Genomic DNA, 16,352 nt, shown 5'->3' with positions numbered 1-16,352 from the left:
CCACATCATTGCCCGCCGGCAAGTGCTGTTGCTAGCGTGGCTTCGGGCGAAGCGATCGACCCTCCCTGTTCTTCTCAAGGCCGGCTCCGGCCGGCGGCCCTGTGCCGCCCGTCCGAGCGGCTCGGCCCTCCGACTGATAGGCCTGCCATGCGCGTGCTCGATCGGCTGACTGCCGTCGTCGCGCTGGCGATCGTCCTGGCCGGTTTGGGCGCGCCTGTTCGCGCGGAGGATCCTGAGCCCGGCGCGCTGGTCACTTCCACGCACAGGTCGATCATCCACGCCGCACCGTCCGTTCCTTCTGCGGCTTTGGACGGACGTCCCGTCGCCGCTCCGGGTACCCCGGCGGACCGTTTCGCCGCCCCGCCTCCCGGCGACGATCAGGCTGCCGTCGCGCACGTCGTGCCCGCCACTCCGTTGGACGCGCGGGCGGACCTCTGTGGTGGAAACCCTGGTGACCAGCGCGTCTGCGTTGTTGCCAGCGATGGACCGGATGATCTCTTCCGTGCCGCGCCCGCTGGCATCGGCGGCACGTCCGACACGGCCGTCGTCCCGGCCCACTACCGGGAGCCGGCCGTACCGCTGCCACCGCGCGGCACCCTGCCCACGCGGGCCCCGCCGACCCGGACCTGATCCTCTTCGCGCCGTCTCGCAACAGTGAGCAGCCCATCGTCATCGGGTGCACGAATGAGGATCCGAGACGCGCGCCCAAGCTTGGTTCCTGGGCGCCGTGGCGGCCATCTATCGCCGTGCTTTCCACTCCGGGCCACCAGGCCCGGGATCCCTCTGAATCCGGGAGGATTCGTATGTCCAAGTCCCGCTGGCGCAAGTCAGCGACAATCGCGGGCGCGCTGGTGCTGACCGCCGCGCTCGGTGGCGTCGTCGCCACCAACCACGAGGTGCAGGAAGCCCTCGGCCTGGCCGACGAGCCGGGCGCCAACATGCCCTGGCACCCCAGGGAATTCATGGAAATGGCGGCCGGCGAGTCGTCCGAGGAGGCGGGCGAGGAGGCCTTCGAGGCCCGCATCATCGCCGAGCAGTTCGCTCAGGCCCGCTACGCGCCGGGCATCGTCGCTCCGGGCGCCTATTCGAACGCGTTGAGCCAGCTGAACGCGCTCCCTGCGACGAAGGGCAGCTGGCGCGAGGTCACCAACATCAAGTACGACGGTGACGACCCGCGCTACCGCGACTACGCGTCCAACTCGTCCGGGGGCGCCGGTCTGGTCACCGGCCGGATCACCGGCCTCGCGGCGGACAACAGCGGCTACGTGTACGCGGCCGGCGCCGACGGTGGCGTGTGGCGTTCCTCGATCGGCGGCGGGAGCTGGACGCCGATCACGGACGCCCTGCCCACTCTGTCCAGCGGTGACGTCGTGCTCGCCGCCGACGGCTCGCTCTGGTACGCGACGGGCGAAGGGAACACCGGCGGCACCTCGTACGTCGGTGCCGGCGTCTACCGCCTGGCCAACCCGAAGACCGGCACGTTCAAGCCGACGGACCGGGTCGGAGGAGCCGAGCTGGAGAGCACCGTCATCAACAAGCTGCGGTTCTTCGACGGCAAGGTCTGGGTTGCCACCAACCGGGGCCTGTTCTCCCACCCGATGGGCAGCACCTCCGGCGCCTGGAAGCTCGAGTTCACGCCCAACCCGAGCTACCTGCCGGGTGGTGCGGACGCTGGCGACGCCGACGCCGCGTACAAGAACATCGTCAACGATGTGGCGGCCGACCCGCGCAACCCGAAGCACGTGATCGTCGCCTCGGCGTGGCGCTCGGGCGACACGTACAACGGCTTCTACGAGACCGCCGACTACACGGCGGGCGGCTGGACGAAGGTCAACCCGACCGGCGCCATGCCGGCCGACGACATCGGGTACGTGACGTTCGCGTTCTCCGCGGACGGCGGCACGCTGTACGCGATCAACCAGTCGCCGCGGCTGCTCAACAAGCCGGCCGGTAACGTGAACAGCTACCTGGACGGCATCTACGTCTCCCACACCGGCAATCCCGCCGGCCCGTGGTCCAAGATCGCCGACTCGTCGAAGCTCGGTAACTCCGGCTCGGCGCTGAAGCAGTCGGTCGGCGGCAAGGGGTACGGCCCGGGCATCCAGGCCTGGTACAACCAGTTCCTCGCAGTGGACCCGGCCAACCCGAATCACCTCTGGGCCGGGCTGGAGGAGGTCTACGAGTCGACCGACGCCGGCGCGAACTGGAAGACCGTGGGTCCGTACTGGAACTTCAACTTCCCCTGCTGGAGCATCTCGGACGCGCAGAACACCTGTAGCAAGACCACCCACTCCGACCAGCACTCCGTGGCGGTCGGCAACGGCTTCGTCTACGTCGGCAACGACGGCGGCGTCTACCGGCGGCCGATCAACGGGAAGACCGACCGAGACGGGCACGCCACCGACTGGCAGAGCCTCAACGACGGCACCATCGACGCGCTGCAGTACTACTCGGTGGCGCTTGGCAAGGACCCGGGGAAGGCCGGCACCATCGTCTCCGGCGGGCTGCAGGACAACGGCACGTCCATCCTGCGTCCCGGCGACACGGTGATGGGCTCCCACTTCGGCGGCGACGGCGGCGACGCGCAGGCCGACCCGGCCAACGGCTGCCGGCAGGTCCAGGAGTACACCAACCTGGCCATGCGGGTCACGGAGAACTGCAACGCGAACCCCGGCCCGGGCACGGCGGACACGTCGACCTCGCGCGACATCCAGCCGTACACCTCGTCGCCGGGCGACGAGCCGGCCCGGTTCATCGGGCCGTTCGCACCGGACGACCACGACGCGAACGTCTGGGTGGCCGGTGGCCAGCATGTCTGGGTGAACACCAAGGGTTACTCGATCAGGGACGGCAAGGGCTGGACCAACGTGTTCGACCTGGGCGCCGGCCGCACCGCCACGTCGGTCGCGGTCTCCGGCGGCATGGCGTACGTCGGCTGGTGCGGGCCGTGCAACAACGCCGGCTTTGCTCGGGGCCTGGCGGTCGGCAAGGTCAACGACCCGTCGACCTGGCACCAGGTCACCCTGCCGGGTGACTTCCCGAACCGGTTCCTGCAGGGCGTCGGGGTCGACCCGGCCAACCCGTCGCACGCCTTCGTCGCGGTCAACGGGTTCTCGCGCCGCTTCACCGAGGGCCCGGGCGCCGGCTTCGGCCACGTCTTCGAAACCACCGATGCCGGTGTGAATTGGAAGGACGTCTCGGCGAACCTGCCGGACGTGCCGGCCAGCTCGATCAAGGAACTGGCCAACGGCGCGCTGGTGCTCGCCACCGACCTGGCCACCTTCTACCGGGCACCAGGTGCCACCACCTGGCAGCGGCTCGGCACCGGCCTGCCGCTGACCGTCGGCATGGACGTCGAGTACAACTCGATCGACAACTCGGTCTACGTGGCCACCCACGGCCGCGGCATCTGGGCGTTCCAACTGGCCCAGCTCTGACCGTCCGACGGGCCGGCCGGGTCCGAGAGGACCCGGCCGGCCACCGGTGGGCATAGACAGACAAAGAGGAAGCCGCCGGCGACCGGTCTGTCCTGGTGGCCGTGTGGGGAGTGCTCGCCGTCGGCGCGCTCATGCCGGCGCCGTCGCTGCTCTGACGTGCGGCGTTGCATGATCACGACGATTGACGTAGTGGTAGGGCCGCCTTCCTCGACAACTGCACCATGACGGCCCGCTCGTGCCGTCTTTAGTGTCATCCCCTGTGTGCTCTTCGGCTGCGCGGTGACCAAGCTGCGCTGAGAGTCACCAAGGGAGAAATGCCAAAGGGAGACATGTGGTGAGAACGAAGCCCCTCGTCGCGAGTGCAGTCGCTCTGGCGACGGCTGTGGCACTGCAGCTCGGTGGAGCCAGCGCGGCATTCGCCGCCGGCCCGGGATCGAGCCCGTCGGACAACTCCGCCCACGGCGGGGCGGTCCTGGACGACGTTCACAATGAGCCGACGACCGCCGTCGCAAGCAACGTCACGTTCATCGACAACGTCAGGGGAGTCAGCGGCTACTCGGCGCTGAACTTCATCAACTACGACAAGTACGGCTACGACTTCATGTTCGCCAACGGCACCGGCGGTCTCGCCGTCTGGTCGCTGAAGGACCCCAAGCACCCGGCCCTGGTCTCGAAGATCACGGCGGCCGAGCTGCGCCTGCCGGGGGACACCCAGGACAGGTTCTGGGAAGGCGAGAACATGACCGTCGACCCGAAGCGCAAGCTGGTCTTCCTCACCCGGGACCCGCGTGGCTTCGGTGGCACCGTCTCGACCGGTCAGTCCGGTGTCTACATCGTCGATGTCAAGAATCCGTGGAAGCCGGAAGTCGTCACCTTCCACCCGATTCCGGCCGGGCACACGGCCACCTGCATCAACGACTGCAAGTACCTCTGGTCGGTCGGTCCGGCCAACACCGGGACGCCAGGCCAGGACCCCTCCTGGAAGGGTGTGCCGGTGCGGGTGACCGACATCCACGACATCAAGCACCCGTACACCTTCGACCAGGCGGTCGATCTCGGTCGGCACGACGGGGTCACCGACTACGTGCACAGCGTCGACGTCGACAAGAACGGCATCGCCTGGGCCTCCGGTGAGGGTGGCGTACGCGGCTACTGGACCGAGGGCCGGCACTACGACCCGGTGCAGAAGCGCAACCGCGTCGCAACGGCGTACGACCCGGTGCCGTACGCGGGCGGGACCGTCGTGGCCACCAACCCGGCGGGCACCGACTTCTTCGACTTCTTCGACCACAACGCGTACCACAACACGGAGAAGGTCGGCGACTTCGACAAGGGCGAGCTGCTCTACATCACCAACGAGAACATCACGACCTGCTCCCGGGCGGGCGAGTTCAAGATTGCCTCGTTGAAGGGCAGCTACGACGGCCAAGGTTGGCGTTCCACGCCGGAGAATCCGTTCCGGCTGGACTTGATCAGCCACTGGTCGCCGTGGGGCAAGGAGGGCTCTGCCACCACCGGTAGCTGCTCCGCGCACTGGTTCACCGTCAACGGCAACATCGTGGCGCAGGGGTGGTACGGGCAGGGCACCCGCTTCATCGACGTGTCGGACCCGAGGAACCCGACCCAGGTCGGCTACTTCCGGGTGCCGGCGGGGGAGGGTGTGACCGGCGGTTCGGCGTCGGCCGTCTACTGGCACAACGGGCTGGTCTACGTCGCGGACTACAACCGGGGCGTCGACGTCCTGCGGTTCGACGGCAAGCTGGCCGGCGCGCCGGACGACAAGATCTGTTGGAACTCGTGCGACAAGTAACCGTCTGAAACGAAAGCACCGGCCCGAGCGCGGCGACCGCTGCGCCCGGGCCGGCTTTCGGTGGTGACGGACCTGGAGGTAGAACGGTGCGACGCAGAGGTGCCGTGCGCTCGGTCGCGCTGGGCGCGGCCGCGCTGATGGTGAGCGGTCTGGTCGGCGCGTGCTCTGGCTCCGACGAGGGCGGGGGCGCCCCGAAGCTGCGGGGCGAGATCACGTTCGGGGTGCTGGCCCCGCTGTCAGGCGACATGGCTGAGCGCGGGCAGGACCTCGTCGACGGGGCGCAGCTCGCTGTCGCTGAGCTGAACGATCAGGGCGGGGTTCTGGGGCGGCAGGTGAAGGTGGTCGTCGAGGACGGCGGCTGCACGCCGGCGACCGGCGAGCAGGGGGCGACGGGGCTGGCCGCCAAGAAGGTCGTGGGGGTGGTCGGCGGGCTGTGTGAGGATGCGGCGGTGGCGGCGGCGAAGGCCGTGGCCGCAGCTGGCACGCCGTTCCTGGTCACCTCCGCCCGCGCCGACCGGGTGATCGAAGCCGGGGTGCCGTCGGTGTTCCCGATGGAGGCGACGGTCTACCAGGAGGCGCTGGCCGCGGTGCACTGGATGGCCTACCGGAGCACGCAGCAGGTGGCGGTGCTCGATGACGGCTCGCCGGCCTCACAGCGGCTGTCCGGCCTGGTGACCGACCGGGTCAAGGCCGACGGCCTGCCGGTGAGCAGGCAGAGCACCGACGGTCCTGATCTCGCGAAGCTTGCCGGCACCGTCACCGCTTCCAAGGCGGACTTCGTCTACTGGACGGGTGCAGCGGGACCAGGTGGACGACTGGTGAGCGCACTACGACAGGCCGGCTACACCGGCCATTTCATGGCCTCCTCCGAGTCGGACGGCCCCGAGTTTCTGCAGGCGGCCGGCGGGGCAGCCGAGGACGCATTCCTCACCACGGCCGCGGGCCCGAAGCTTCTCCCGACGGCGGCGGAGTGGACCGCACGCTTCAAGGACCGTTACCGACGGGACCCGGGCCGCGACGCCATGCAGGCCTACGACGCGCTCCGCGCGCTGGCGCAGGCGGTGCGCCAGGCAGGGGACACGGCACCCTCGAAGGTCGTGGACAACATTCCGCGGCTCGAAGACTTCACCACCTTCACCGGGGTGCTCCGCTTCGCCGCCGATCACTCGATGACGTACGACAACTACGTCATCGCCCAGGTCCGGGGCGGCACGTTCACCCTGGCCAGCAAGTTGCGTACGGACTAGCTCGGATGACGCACAGGATTCAACTCGCAGGCCATCGCTGGGCCCGGGTGGCCACGCGGCTGGCGGTGGTCCTCCTCCTCGCGACCGGCGGCCTGGTCACCAACCTCGCGTCCACCGCGCAGCCGGCGTACGCCCACGCCTCCCTGCTGGAGACCTCGCCGGTCAACGGCGAGGTGCTGGCCTCGCCCCCGGCGGAGGTCCGGCTCCGCTTCAACGAGGCGGTCAGCTTCAACGAGCGGTCGATCCAGCTGCTCGACACCAACGCGGAGAAGCTGACGATCGGCACCCCCGGCCACGTGGACGGGAAGGCCAACACGGTGCGGGTCAGCCTGCCCACGGATCTGGCCGAGGGTACCTACGTCCTGGCCTGGCGGGTCACCTCCGCGGACTCGCACGTGGTATCGAGTGCGCTCACGTTCAGCATCGGCCATCCGAGCGCAACGGCCGCCCCCGTAGAGCAGGACGCCCACCGTGCCGTCGTCGTCGTCGACGCGGTCGGCCGTGCCCTGGCCTTTCTCGGTATGGCCCTCGCCCTCGGCGGCGCGCTGTTCGTGGCCGTGCTCTGGCCCGCCGGCCCCACCGACCGCCGCGGCCGCCGCATCGTGTGGTCAGGATTCGCCGTGCTGGCCGCCGGCACCGTGGTGGTCCTGCTCGTACAGGGGCCGTACGCCGCCGGCACCTCGCTGGCCGGAGTGTTCGACCCGGACCTGCTCGGCGCGGCACTGTCCACCCGGTTGGGCCACGCGCTGCTGGCGCGGCTGGTGATCGTGCTCGCCCTCGGCGTGGCGTTCGGGCTCGCCGTACGCCATCGGTCGCGCTCCATTACCACCGTGTCGGCGACCACCGGGACGGCACAAACCGAGACGGCCGGAGCGGCCGGCGCCACCCGCCGGATCGTCCTGCCCGCGGTCGCCACGGTCGGCGCCGTCGCCCTGCCGCTGACCTGGACACTGACGGATCACGCGCAGACCGGCGTGCAGACCTGGCTGGCCGTGCCGGCGACCAGCCTGCACCTACTCGCCATGGCCCTGTGGCTGGGCGGCCTGATCACGCTCGCGGCCCGCGTCCTCATCCCGGCCGGGAGGCGGGACACCAGCCAGGCCAGCACCCTGGAGCCCGCGCTGCCCAGGTTCTCCGGGCTCGCGCAGATCTGCTTCGCGGTGATCGCGGCGACCGGCGTCTACCTGTCCTGGCGGCAGGTGGGAACGTGGGCCGCGCTCGGCGCGACCGACTTCGGTCGGCTGCTTCTCGGCAAGCTCGCCGTCGTCCTCGCCGTGGTAGGTCTCGCCGCGGGAGCGCGGCGGTTCGTGCGGCGGCGCGGCCGCGAACCCCTCGGCCTCGACGCCGCCCCCGCCGCCGCGGTGCGCCGGCTGCGCCGTTCGGTCGTGGCAGAGATCCTGCTCGGGGTCGCGGTCGTGTCGATCACAGCCGTGCTCGTCAACACCGCCCCGGCCCGCACCAGCTACGCGCCGCCGGTGCGGGCCACCGTCCCCGTACCCGCCGCCGCGGTCGAGTCGGACGCCGGGCTGCGGGGCGCCTCGATCGAGGTGAACATCGAGCCGGCGCGTTCCGGCAACAACGTGGCCGACATCTACCTCACCGGCCCGGACGGCTCGCTGGTCGCGGTGCCCGAGGTCTCCGGTCAGCTCGAATCACCCGACCGCGACGTCCCGAAACTGCCGGTCACCGTCACCGCGGCCGAGCCCGGCCACTACGTGGCGAACTCGATGTCCATCCCGTTCCCCGGAGAGTGGGTGCTGCGGCTGGACATCCGAGTTTCCGACTTCGACGAGACACCCGTGCGCGTCCAGTTCACGGCACGCTGAAAGGTAGGTGACACACATGCGAGGCGCTGACCGAAAGGCGTCCCGGAGCCGATCGACCACGATCGCCGCCGGCTTGCTCGCCCTCGGTGTCCTGGCGGGCTGCTCCAGCGAGAGCCCGGACCCCGTGACCAAACCCCCCTACACCGTGGACTCGGTCCGGTCCGGCCTGGTCAGCCCCAGCGACCTGGGCGAGGGCGCGATCGAGATCGAGGACGAGGGCCACTCCTCGCACGTCATCTACACGCCCCCGAACAGCATCCCGACCTGTCCGTACGTCCAACGTTCCGAGGATGTCAAGGTGGCCGTGGAGCCGGCGATCGAGCCGGTGGGTGGCAATCCGACCGGACGGACCGTCGTCGCGCCTCAGATCGTGGGGCCGTCGTCGCTGCCGGTCGTCACCCAGGGCGCGGTGGTCTTCCAGAGCGCCTCGCTGGTGGACGACACGTGGAACGCCGTCGTGTCCGAGGCCAACAAGTGCCCGGCGACGTTCAGCGTGCTCGGCGGACCGGCGACGGTGGTGGGTGAGTACAAGGTCGGCAGCCGGTCGGTCGAGATCAACGGGTGGAAGGGGTTCGCGCAGCATCTCGTACACACCTCGCCCCCGGAGGTGAACACGGAGACCTACGACGATCTGGTCACCGTCGTGGTGCGCAAGGCGAACGCCATCATCTACGTCGGCTACACCCAGATCAAGTCCGTGGGCAAGCGCGCCGACTCCGACGAGAAGGTCAAGGCGTTGATGAAGACCACGCTGGCCCGCCTCGGCTAGCGCGAGTACCACCTATGGAGAGGGCGAGAGCCACACCCGGTGGAAGACCAGGAGGGACGCCCGCGGCGGCCCCCGTTGGCGTCCTGCCCAGTCACCTCGACTCCAGGTAGGTGATCGGTTTCCCGGCCGCCTCAGCGTAGTTGATCTCAGAGCGGGTGGACACGCCGATGTAGCCGCCCACGTTGAGCACGTGCACCTCGTCGGCCAGGTCGATCTTCCGCTTGTGTAGCTCGTCCAAGGCCACCTTCTCGACGGAGCCGTGCCCGACACCCTCGCCGTGCCCGTGCTCCGCTTTCGCGTGCGGATAGAAACCGACCGACAGCACGATCTTCCCGGCCATCGTCAGCCGGTAGTTCGCCTCCTGGAACTGGTCGTAGAAGCGGGTCGAGCCGCACAGCACCACGATCCGCGGCCGATCCTGGCCGAACTCGGCGTCGAGCGCCGCCGCGGTCCGGGCTGCCCGGGCCGCAGGGTGGGAAGCGTTCATCTCACGTGGGCTCTCGCGGCCAGGATTGCCTTGATCTGGAACTCCCCGGTTGGCGTGACCTCGATGATGGGCAGCCGCCGCCCGACAGCGTTGCCGGTCGTGGCGTCGAGTGTGAAGGTACCGCCGGCGCCGTGCACCTGGTTGCGCTCGCGGTCGGATCGCGCCAACTCGGAGCGCACGGATTGCCGCGTGGGTAGTTCCCCGGGTTTCAACCCGTTGGCGGTGCGGCTGATCGCCTCCGACAGCGCCAGCATCGCGTCGTGCATCATGACGCTCCAGCCGTCGGCAAGGTCGATGGTGTCGAACCCGAGCCGCTCGAACTCGGCAGTGAGCTGGTCGAACTCGGTGATTCCCATTTGCCGGGCAGCGTCGGGGTCGACGTGCGGGGTGTAGATGATGGACAGCTTCGGCTGCTCGCCCTGAGGGAGCAAGTCCGGCCTCGTGCGCAGTACCGACGCGTCCGAACCGGTGACGAGCGTGATCACCCGGTCCCGGGCGCAGCCGCGCTGCCGCAGGTTGTTGATCAGATCGTCGAGGAGCACTGCGCGGCCCGCGTAGAGCACGGTGTCCGGCGCGTCGCCGCCGCAGAGGTCCCGCATGATCTCGCGGAACTGGGTGTCCAGCGATGCCTCGGTGTCGAACCGGCTCTCCACGCTGATCGCCAGCTTGCGGCCCACTGCCGCTGCCTTGAACTCCTTGTAGAGCGTGGAGGTGTAGAGGTCGTCCTCGTTGTTGTCGTAGACGAGCATGGCCTTACGGACATCCCGCCCGGCCAGGTAGTCCGTTAGCGTCGCGGTCTGCTCGCCGGTGGTGGAGCTGACCCGAGCGAATCCGTTGATGTAACGGGTGGGCCCGCCCGGCTCGGCGGGCGGTTGAACATGGAAGTCGGTGGCGGTCACGACCGACGCCACCATCGGGACGCCGGCCGCTGACAGCGCGTGTGCAGTCAGCTGGGCGCTGGTGGTGCTCTGGCCGACACCGATCACGCCGACCAGCCGCTCCTCGTCGGCGAGCTCGATCAGCTGGTCGACCACCGGGCGCCACTCCTGCTCCCGGCTGCCGGGATTGGCCAGCAGCAGTCGTACCTTGGGCTCGCGCTTGTCCTCGTTGGCCGCCAGTTGGGCGACGTGGGCACCCTCGAGCTGGGCGCGGACCCGTTGCCAGGTCACGCTGCCCACGTCGTTGGGCAGAAGCGGCGTGAGGAGCGCGACCGTGACGTGCGGCTGCTCCCGTACGCGGTTGTTCTCCTCCAAGATCCGCCGCTGCACAGCGGCGAGCTGGCCGTCGAACACGTAGGAGCCGTCGGTGACCCCGACACACTCGCCGTCTCGCTTCTGGACGCCTTCACCACAGCGGGTCAACATGGTCACCCCGACAGCACCTGCGGAGACCAGCAGTAGCGCCACCACCGAGACGGTCGCCGCCAGTCGGATGCGTGCCCTGCGCCGCACCCGCTTCGGCGTCGGAGGACTGAAGTCAACCCGCTCACGCTGTCGCGTCGACGCCTGTCGGCGAGCGGAATGGCTCGGCACGAAGGGGCCGCCGGCCTCGGCCCTGGCCTCGATCAGCGTCGCGGCTTTCAAGAAGTCGTTCCGCGTCACACCGGGCTGCTGCGCCAGCGTCCGCAGATCCCAGGCGGCGCTGGAGCAGAGGTCGGCACGGTCGGCGGCGGACAGGGGGTCGTTCGCGGCCCACAACGCGACCACCACCCGGGCAATCGTCCGGCCGGGCTCGTCCGCCGGTCCGGTGCGGCCCGCCGCCGCCAGCACCCGCGCCGGATCAGACTCGTCGGTGTCCAGGTCGTTGGGCGCGGCGGTAACCGTGTCGAGCTCGGCGAACCATGCCCGCGTGTCAGGCAACAGCTCCTGCAGGCGCTCTACCACCGCGTCGACATCCCTCAGCGCCAGGGCGTGGTAGTAGCGGTCGGATCTCCTGCCGTTGTCCCGCAGCCAGGTGTGCACTGCCGTCCATCTTTCGGGAGCGGCGGCGAGGCGGCGCACCAGCAGGTGACGGAGGGCGGGCAACATGACCACGCGACCGGTGCCGGTGTCGTGAACCCGCAGTTCGGCGGGTACGAGCCCGACACCGTCACGAGGCGGGGGCACCAGGCCGCTACGCGCCAACTCGTCGGCCTGCTCGACGTCGGAGGCGGCAGAGCAGGCTTCCAGAGTGGCCAGGACCGCATCCGACGGCGAGCCGAGCAGCTCGCGCAGTAGCCGCTCCTCGACGGTGACCGCGGCCTGGTCAACCGGGCCTCGCCACCGGGACTCCAGCAGTCGCTTCAACGGCACGGCGCCGCCGGTATTGGCGCCGATCGCCTTGACGATCACGGCGGTAGCGGCGGGGTGACCGCGGGTGAAGCGGTACACCTCAGCCGCGATCGCGCGGTGCGCGTTGAGCCGGGGGCCGGCGACCTCGGACACCAGGTCCTTGACCTCGTCCAGGTTCAGGTCGCGCAGCGCCACCGGGTAGGAGTCGCTCTCGTAGGTGCCCTGCCGGCGCTCGAGGTAGTCGTCGTAGCTCGCCTCCTCGGCGAAGGGGATCTCCTCGTCCGGCGCCACGTGCCGGGCCACGCCGCCCGCGCTGGTGGCAACCACGGTCAGCGGGTCGACTTCGCCGCGGCGAGCGTCGGCGAGCGCCCGGTAGAGCAGGCGGCCCGGTTTGGTGTCGATGTTGTCCAGCAGCAGCACGCAGTTCACCGACCATGCGCCGGCACGCCTCTTGTCGAACGCGGCCCGCAGGTCGGCCAGGAACGCGGCCCACAGGAGTTCGGTGGCCTCCTTACGTTCGGCCTCGCTCGCGTCCTCGCGGGTGAGCAGGTTGAGCCGGACCAACTCGTCGTAGGCCTGGTTGCCGGAGCCGTACCACTCCAACCCTTCACCGAGCACGACCCGGCGGCCACGCCGCCATGACACCAGGCCGTTCAGAACGAGGTTCGGGGCGTACTGCGCGGCCGTGGCCGCCCCCGGAACGCCGCCCACTCCCGGAATCGACCCGGTCACATCCTGCGCCAGGTTCGCCAGGAAGGTACGGAGCTGGTCGAGGCGCCGTGCGTTCTCCAGCGCCGTCCGCATGATCACGCGGGCAGCCGGGCCCGGGGAGTCGACCTGCGCAGAGATGGCCACCTGAGCCGTGACGAAGCGGGGGAACGGGATCGAACGGTAGCCGGCGGCGTTGCGATTGAGGTCGAACGCGAGAAGCGACAACACTTCCCACGCGGTGGCGTTCTTCAACGTGCCGCAGTCGACGCGCGCGTAGGGGACCTTGCCGTGGAGCCCCTTCTCCACGAGGTTCAGCAGGGCGGTCTTCCCGCAGCCCCTGGGGCCGGTGAAAATCAGGATCGGCGTACGACGGCTGGCTGGGATGCCCTCCGACTCCGGCCGGATCGCGAACTCGCGGACAAGCGCGAGCGCCCGATCCCTCCCGTGCAAGCCGGACGAGTCGTTGACCATTCGTACCCCCCATACAAACGCGAGTTGACCGTCGCCCATCGAGCCTTACCGACTTCTGAGGAGGATCGTAGGGGCTTCGGGCGGGGTGCCGGTGTACGGCGGAGCGTTGGTATCAGCTCTTCCGTGCGCACCGCCGCGTCAATCCCTGGTCCGACGCGCCGCCGTAGCCCTGGATCACCGCAAAGTGTTATGCGTGATCCTGTTCGGCTCCACGCCGCGATCCGGCCAGCGCGCCTGCTCGGGAAGCGACGGGCAGGATCCTGGGCGTCGCTAGGCAGTGGAGCAGCAGGAGCATCCCGGCTGGCAACCGCACGAGTCGTCCGTCGCCGCGCCGGTGAGTGGCAGGACGCAGCAGGCGTCCCCTCGCCATGCGTCCCTGCCTTCCTTGACGGCTACCACTGCGATGACGAGTGCCGCCAGCGGGTCGGCCCAGGACCAGCCGAACAGGCTGTTGAGACCGAGACCGACGAGGAGCACCGCCGACAGGTAGGTGCAGAGCAGCGTCTGTTTCGAGTCGGCGACCGCGGACCGGGAGCCGAGTTCGCGACCGGCCCGTCTCTGCGCAAGGGACAGCACAGGCATGATCAGCAGTGACAGCGCGGCGAGCACGAGACCGACACTCGAGTGCTCGGCCTCGGCGCCATCTGCCAACGCGCGCACCGATTCCACGATCACGTAGGCGGCGAGCGCGAAGAACGACACCGCGATGACGCGCAGGGCGGTCTTCTCGCGTGCCTCAGGATCGCGGCCGGCGAACTGCCACGCCACGGCCGCCGCGGACGACACCTCGATGACCGAGTCGAGGCCGAATCCGACCAGGGCAGTCGACGACGCCAGGGTGCCGGCGGTGATCGCGACGATCGCCTCGATCACGTTGTAGGTGATGGTTGCGGCAACAAGCAGGCGGATGCGGCGCGCCAGAACAGCCCGTCGATCCAGGCCGAGGAGGGGGAGCTGGCGCGGCGGGGAGGCCATCAGCAGCAGCCCTTGGCCGCGGCGTCGGGGCAGGCGGCCGGATCGACGGCCAGCACGAGACCGAGCAGGTCACTCAGGGCGTGCGCGAGGCGGCCGTCGGCCAGTTCGTAGCGGGTTCGCCGACCCTCGGGGACCGCGACGACCAGACCGCAGCCCCGCAGGCAGGCGAGGTGGTTCGACAGGTTCTGTCGGGTGGTGCCCAGCAGGTCGGCGAGCTCCGCCGGGTAGCCCGGCCCTTCCTTCAACGCGAGCAGCAGCCGTGCGCGGGTCGGGTCGGACAGGGCGTGGCCGAACCGGGCGAGCACCTGCCCGTGCGTCAACGTCTCCACGACTCGATAGTACATTTTTTGCTGTATCAATCCAGGCGCCTGTCGGTCAAGGGCCTCGGCGGCGGCGACATTGTGATGCGGGGACACCCGCCTAGCAGCTAGCGGATTTCGGATGAGTACGTGGCTGGCGCGGAAGAGCGCCAGCCACGTACGTGTCACGCCGCATTACGCGCGCGGCGCCGTCACGCGGGCACCTTGTCCAGGAAACCGCGTACGTCCTGGATCCGACCGGACTCGTCCAGCACCAGGACGTCGAATCCGATCACCAGCGGCTCGGCTCCCTCCGGACCCAGGCCCCAGCGGAATCGCACCTGGCGATGGTGGGCGTCGGCCTCACCGACCTGGGTGAACACGAACCCCGGAAACTGCGCCTGGACGCCCTCGACGACCGCCGCGATCCCCTCGTGGCCGGAGACCTCGGCCAACGGATCCGTGTAGGTGGCCTCAGGCGACCAATGCTCGGAGAGCAACGCCGCCCGCTCGTCGCCGGTCGCGTTCCAGGTGGCCAGGTACTGCTGAACGACACCGTTCATGATCACTCTCTCTGTTCGTCTCGATCGGCTGATGTCCAGAATCCTGGCCCGGCCCTGGCCGTCTGATCCATGACCTCACAGGTCATGGCCACCCGGACACGGCCCCTTAAGCTCGAGGACATGAGCGCTGGAGTCGAAGCCCCGCCTGTCGGCGCGCTGTTGCGGACCTGGCGTGCACGACGGCGGTTCAGCCAGCAGGAGCTGTCCAATCGATCGCGGGTCTCCACCCGGCACCTCAGCCGGGTGGAGACCGGCAAGGCGCACCCGACACCAGAGATGCTCATCCATCTATCCGAACACCTGGGTGTGCCGCTGCGGGATCGCAACCGACTCCTGTTGGCCGCCGGCTACGCACCCCGCTACCAAGATCACCAACTGGACGACGCGTCGATCGCGATGGTGATGGACGGTCTGCGCCGGCTCCTCGACGCCCACCTGCCGTACCCGGCACTACTGTTGGACGATCACTGGGACATCGTCGACGCCAACGCTGCGGTCGACCAACTGCTGACCGGTTGCGCGCCGGAGCTGCTGGAGCCCCCGATCAATGTGGTCCGGGTCTGCCTGCACCCGGACGGACTGGCCCGCCGGATCGGCAATCTTGCGGAGTGGGGCGGCCACCTGCTGCAGCAGATGAGTCATCGCGCCGAGCGCACCCATGACCAGCGCCACCATGAGCTGGTCGCGGAGATCGCCGGATACCTCGGCAAACCCGATGCCGCGCACCCTCGCACGGGACCGGTGATCACCCTCGACATCGATGTCGACGGCAACCCGCTCCGATTCTTCAGCACCTCTGCCACCCTGAGCACCGCCACCGATGCCGCCTTGGAAGGGATGCATCTGGAGACATTCCTGCCGGCTGACAAGGAAACCCGACGCCGGTTCGATGCCTGACGTCCGGTCCAGGTCTCCTGGTCAGTCCAGGTAGTAGTTGGCTCTCCAGCGGGCTTCCTCGGCCACCGAGAAGTTGTCGAAGTCGCCGGCGGCTTCACAGTCGAGCAGGTAGCGGAGGGCATCTGCCGCGTCCTCGGAGCCGTCGGCTTCCAGGTGCGCCTTGGTGGCGTCCAGCCCTGCTCCGCAGAGCAGTTGGACGTCGATCGAGCAGTGGGCATCCCAGCTCGATTCCTTGGCCTGCCAGATGATGAGCACGTCGCCCAGCTGGCCGGCGTTGAACAGCTGCAGGCAACACAGCTTCATGAACTCGGTGTCCTGGTCCTGCTGTTCAAGGTCCGCCTGCGCGCGGAGCATCTCGCGGATGTGAGTCAGGTCGGCGGCGGTCGGCTGGAGGCCGTACCGGCGAAGGCTCTCGTCTTCGTTCACGGGACCCCTCGCTGGACTTGCGCACCGGACGGTCATTATCCATACACGAGACCCGAGGAGACCGCGGGCGGCGTCACGCTCCGTCCAGATCGAGGTAGGCGGCCTCGGCCCGCGATCACCGGTCGCGCTCACGGGCGCGTCTCACGCTGGCGACCTCCCCCTTG

13 protein-coding genes are annotated in these 16,352 nt (G+C 69.3%); 7 read left to right on the top strand and 6 right to left on the bottom strand.

Features of this window, described 5'->3' with window-relative positions:
- The first annotated feature begins 147 nt into the window (after nucleotides 1-147).
- The 6 genes from ACSNOA_RS21205 (at nucleotide 148) to ACSNOA_RS21180 (ending at nucleotide 9,089) form a co-directional block, all read left to right on the top strand.
- Nucleotides 148-630 (top strand): hypothetical protein, encoded by a 483-nt coding sequence (locus ACSNOA_RS21205; protein ID WP_436660804.1) that lies wholly within the window; start codon nucleotides 148-150, stop codon nucleotides 628-630.
- Nucleotides 631-803: 173 nt separating this feature from the next.
- Entirely contained in the window at nucleotides 804-3,437 is a 2,634-nt protein-coding gene (locus tag ACSNOA_RS21200) for a glycosyl hydrolase (RefSeq protein ID WP_436660803.1), read from the top strand.
- 334 nt (nucleotides 3,438-3,771) lie between these two features.
- Nucleotides 3,772-5,247, top strand: coding sequence for an LVIVD repeat-containing protein (locus ACSNOA_RS21195; protein WP_436660802.1), 1,476 nt, complete (start codon nucleotides 3,772-3,774; stop codon nucleotides 5,245-5,247).
- Nucleotides 5,248-5,333: 86 nt separating this feature from the next.
- Complete coding sequence (locus ACSNOA_RS21190) at nucleotides 5,334-6,494, top strand: branched-chain amino acid ABC transporter substrate-binding protein (protein ID WP_436660800.1); 1,161 nt, start codon at nucleotides 5,334-5,336, stop codon at nucleotides 6,492-6,494.
- Between the two features lie 5 nt (nucleotides 6,495-6,499).
- Nucleotides 6,500-8,320 carry a copper resistance CopC/CopD family protein gene (locus tag ACSNOA_RS21185; protein ID WP_436660799.1) on the top strand — a complete coding sequence of 607 codons (1,821 nt, stop codon included), beginning with the start codon at nucleotides 6,500-6,502 and terminating at the stop codon, nucleotides 8,318-8,320.
- Nucleotides 8,321-8,444: 124 nt separating this feature from the next.
- Nucleotides 8,445-9,089 carry a hypothetical protein gene (locus ACSNOA_RS21180; protein ID WP_436660797.1) on the top strand — a complete coding sequence of 215 codons (645 nt, stop codon included), beginning with the start codon at nucleotides 8,445-8,447 and terminating at the stop codon, nucleotides 9,087-9,089.
- A 91-nt stretch (nucleotides 9,090-9,180) separates the two neighbouring features.
- On the opposite strand, the gene ACSNOA_RS21175 is transcribed toward ACSNOA_RS21180, so the two are convergent.
- The 5 genes from ACSNOA_RS21175 to ACSNOA_RS21155 all read right to left on the bottom strand — a co-directional run bounded on the left by ACSNOA_RS21175 (nucleotide 9,181) and on the right by ACSNOA_RS21155 (nucleotide 14,865).
- Nucleotides 9,181-9,576, bottom strand: a complete 396-nt coding sequence (locus ACSNOA_RS21175) for a hypothetical protein (protein ID WP_436660795.1) — start codon at nucleotides 9,574-9,576, stop codon at nucleotides 9,181-9,183.
- The gene (locus ACSNOA_RS21170) at nucleotides 9,573-13,028 is read right to left on the bottom strand and encodes a hypothetical protein (protein ID WP_436660793.1); all 3,456 of its coding nucleotides are present in this window, start codon (nucleotides 13,026-13,028) and stop codon (nucleotides 9,573-9,575) included. Before ACSNOA_RS21170 ends, ACSNOA_RS21175 begins: the two co-directional genes overlap by 4 nt.
- Nucleotides 13,029-13,298: 270 nt before the next feature.
- Nucleotides 13,299-14,003: a cation transporter gene (locus tag ACSNOA_RS21165; RefSeq protein ID WP_436660792.1), complete on the bottom strand. Its 705-nt coding sequence runs from the start codon at nucleotides 14,001-14,003 to the stop codon at nucleotides 13,299-13,301.
- On the bottom strand, nucleotides 14,003-14,347 hold the full coding sequence (locus ACSNOA_RS21160) for an ArsR/SmtB family transcription factor (protein ID WP_436660791.1): 345 nt from the start codon (nucleotides 14,345-14,347) through the stop codon (nucleotides 14,003-14,005). Before ACSNOA_RS21160 ends, ACSNOA_RS21165 begins: the two co-directional genes overlap by 1 nt.
- Nucleotides 14,348-14,514: 167 nt before the next feature.
- The gene (locus tag ACSNOA_RS21155; protein ID WP_436660789.1) at nucleotides 14,515-14,865 is read right to left on the bottom strand and encodes a nuclear transport factor 2 family protein; all 351 of its coding nucleotides are present in this window, start codon (nucleotides 14,863-14,865) and stop codon (nucleotides 14,515-14,517) included.
- Between the two features lie 120 nt (nucleotides 14,866-14,985).
- Here ACSNOA_RS21155 and ACSNOA_RS21150 point away from each other — a divergent pair, with 120 nt between their 5' ends.
- A complete protein-coding gene (locus tag ACSNOA_RS21150) occupies nucleotides 14,986-15,762 on the top strand; it encodes a helix-turn-helix domain-containing protein (protein WP_436660787.1) in 777 nt (258 codons plus the stop codon).
- A gap of 21 nt (nucleotides 15,763-15,783) precedes the next feature.
- Here the strand turns inward: ACSNOA_RS21150 and ACSNOA_RS21145 are convergent, their stop codons facing one another.
- Nucleotides 15,784-16,188, bottom strand: coding sequence for a hypothetical protein (locus tag ACSNOA_RS21145; RefSeq protein ID WP_436660786.1), 405 nt, complete (start codon nucleotides 16,186-16,188; stop codon nucleotides 15,784-15,786).
- Nucleotides 16,189-16,352: the final 164 nt, after the last annotated feature.

The organism is Micromonospora sp. URMC 103 (genome assembly GCF_051386435.1).
GTDB lineage: Bacteria > Actinomycetota > Actinomycetes > Mycobacteriales > Micromonosporaceae > Micromonospora.
Note: the sequence above shows the minus strand (reverse complement) of the source record. Positions and strands in the feature narration are given on the sequence as shown.

Excerpts from the sequence above, each read along its gene's own strand:
- ACSNOA_RS21205 (WP_436660804.1), top strand. The coding sequence starts at position 148 with ATGCGCGTGCTCGATCGGCTGACTGCCGTCGTCGCGCTGGCGATCGTC.
- ACSNOA_RS21200 (WP_436660803.1), top strand. The coding sequence starts at position 804 with ATGTCCAAGTCCCGCTGGCGCAAGTCAGCGACAATCGCGGGCGCGCTG.
- ACSNOA_RS21185 (WP_436660799.1), top strand. The coding sequence starts at position 6,500 with ATGACGCACAGGATTCAACTCGCAGGCCATCGCTGGGCCCGGGTGGCC.
- ACSNOA_RS21175 (WP_436660795.1), bottom strand. The coding sequence starts at position 9,576 with ATGAACGCTTCCCACCCTGCGGCCCGGGCAGCCCGGACCGCGGCGGCG.
- ACSNOA_RS21170 (WP_436660793.1), bottom strand. The coding sequence starts at position 13,028 with ATGGTCAACGACTCGTCCGGCTTGCACGGGAGGGATCGGGCGCTCGCG.
- ACSNOA_RS21165 (WP_436660792.1), bottom strand. The coding sequence starts at position 14,003 with ATGGCCTCCCCGCCGCGCCAGCTCCCCCTCCTCGGCCTGGATCGACGG.
- ACSNOA_RS21160 (WP_436660791.1), bottom strand. The coding sequence starts at position 14,347 with ATGTACTATCGAGTCGTGGAGACGTTGACGCACGGGCAGGTGCTCGCC.
- ACSNOA_RS21155 (WP_436660789.1), bottom strand. The coding sequence starts at position 14,865 with ATGAACGGTGTCGTTCAGCAGTACCTGGCCACCTGGAACGCGACCGGC.
- ACSNOA_RS21150 (WP_436660787.1), top strand. The coding sequence starts at position 14,986 with ATGAGCGCTGGAGTCGAAGCCCCGCCTGTCGGCGCGCTGTTGCGGACC.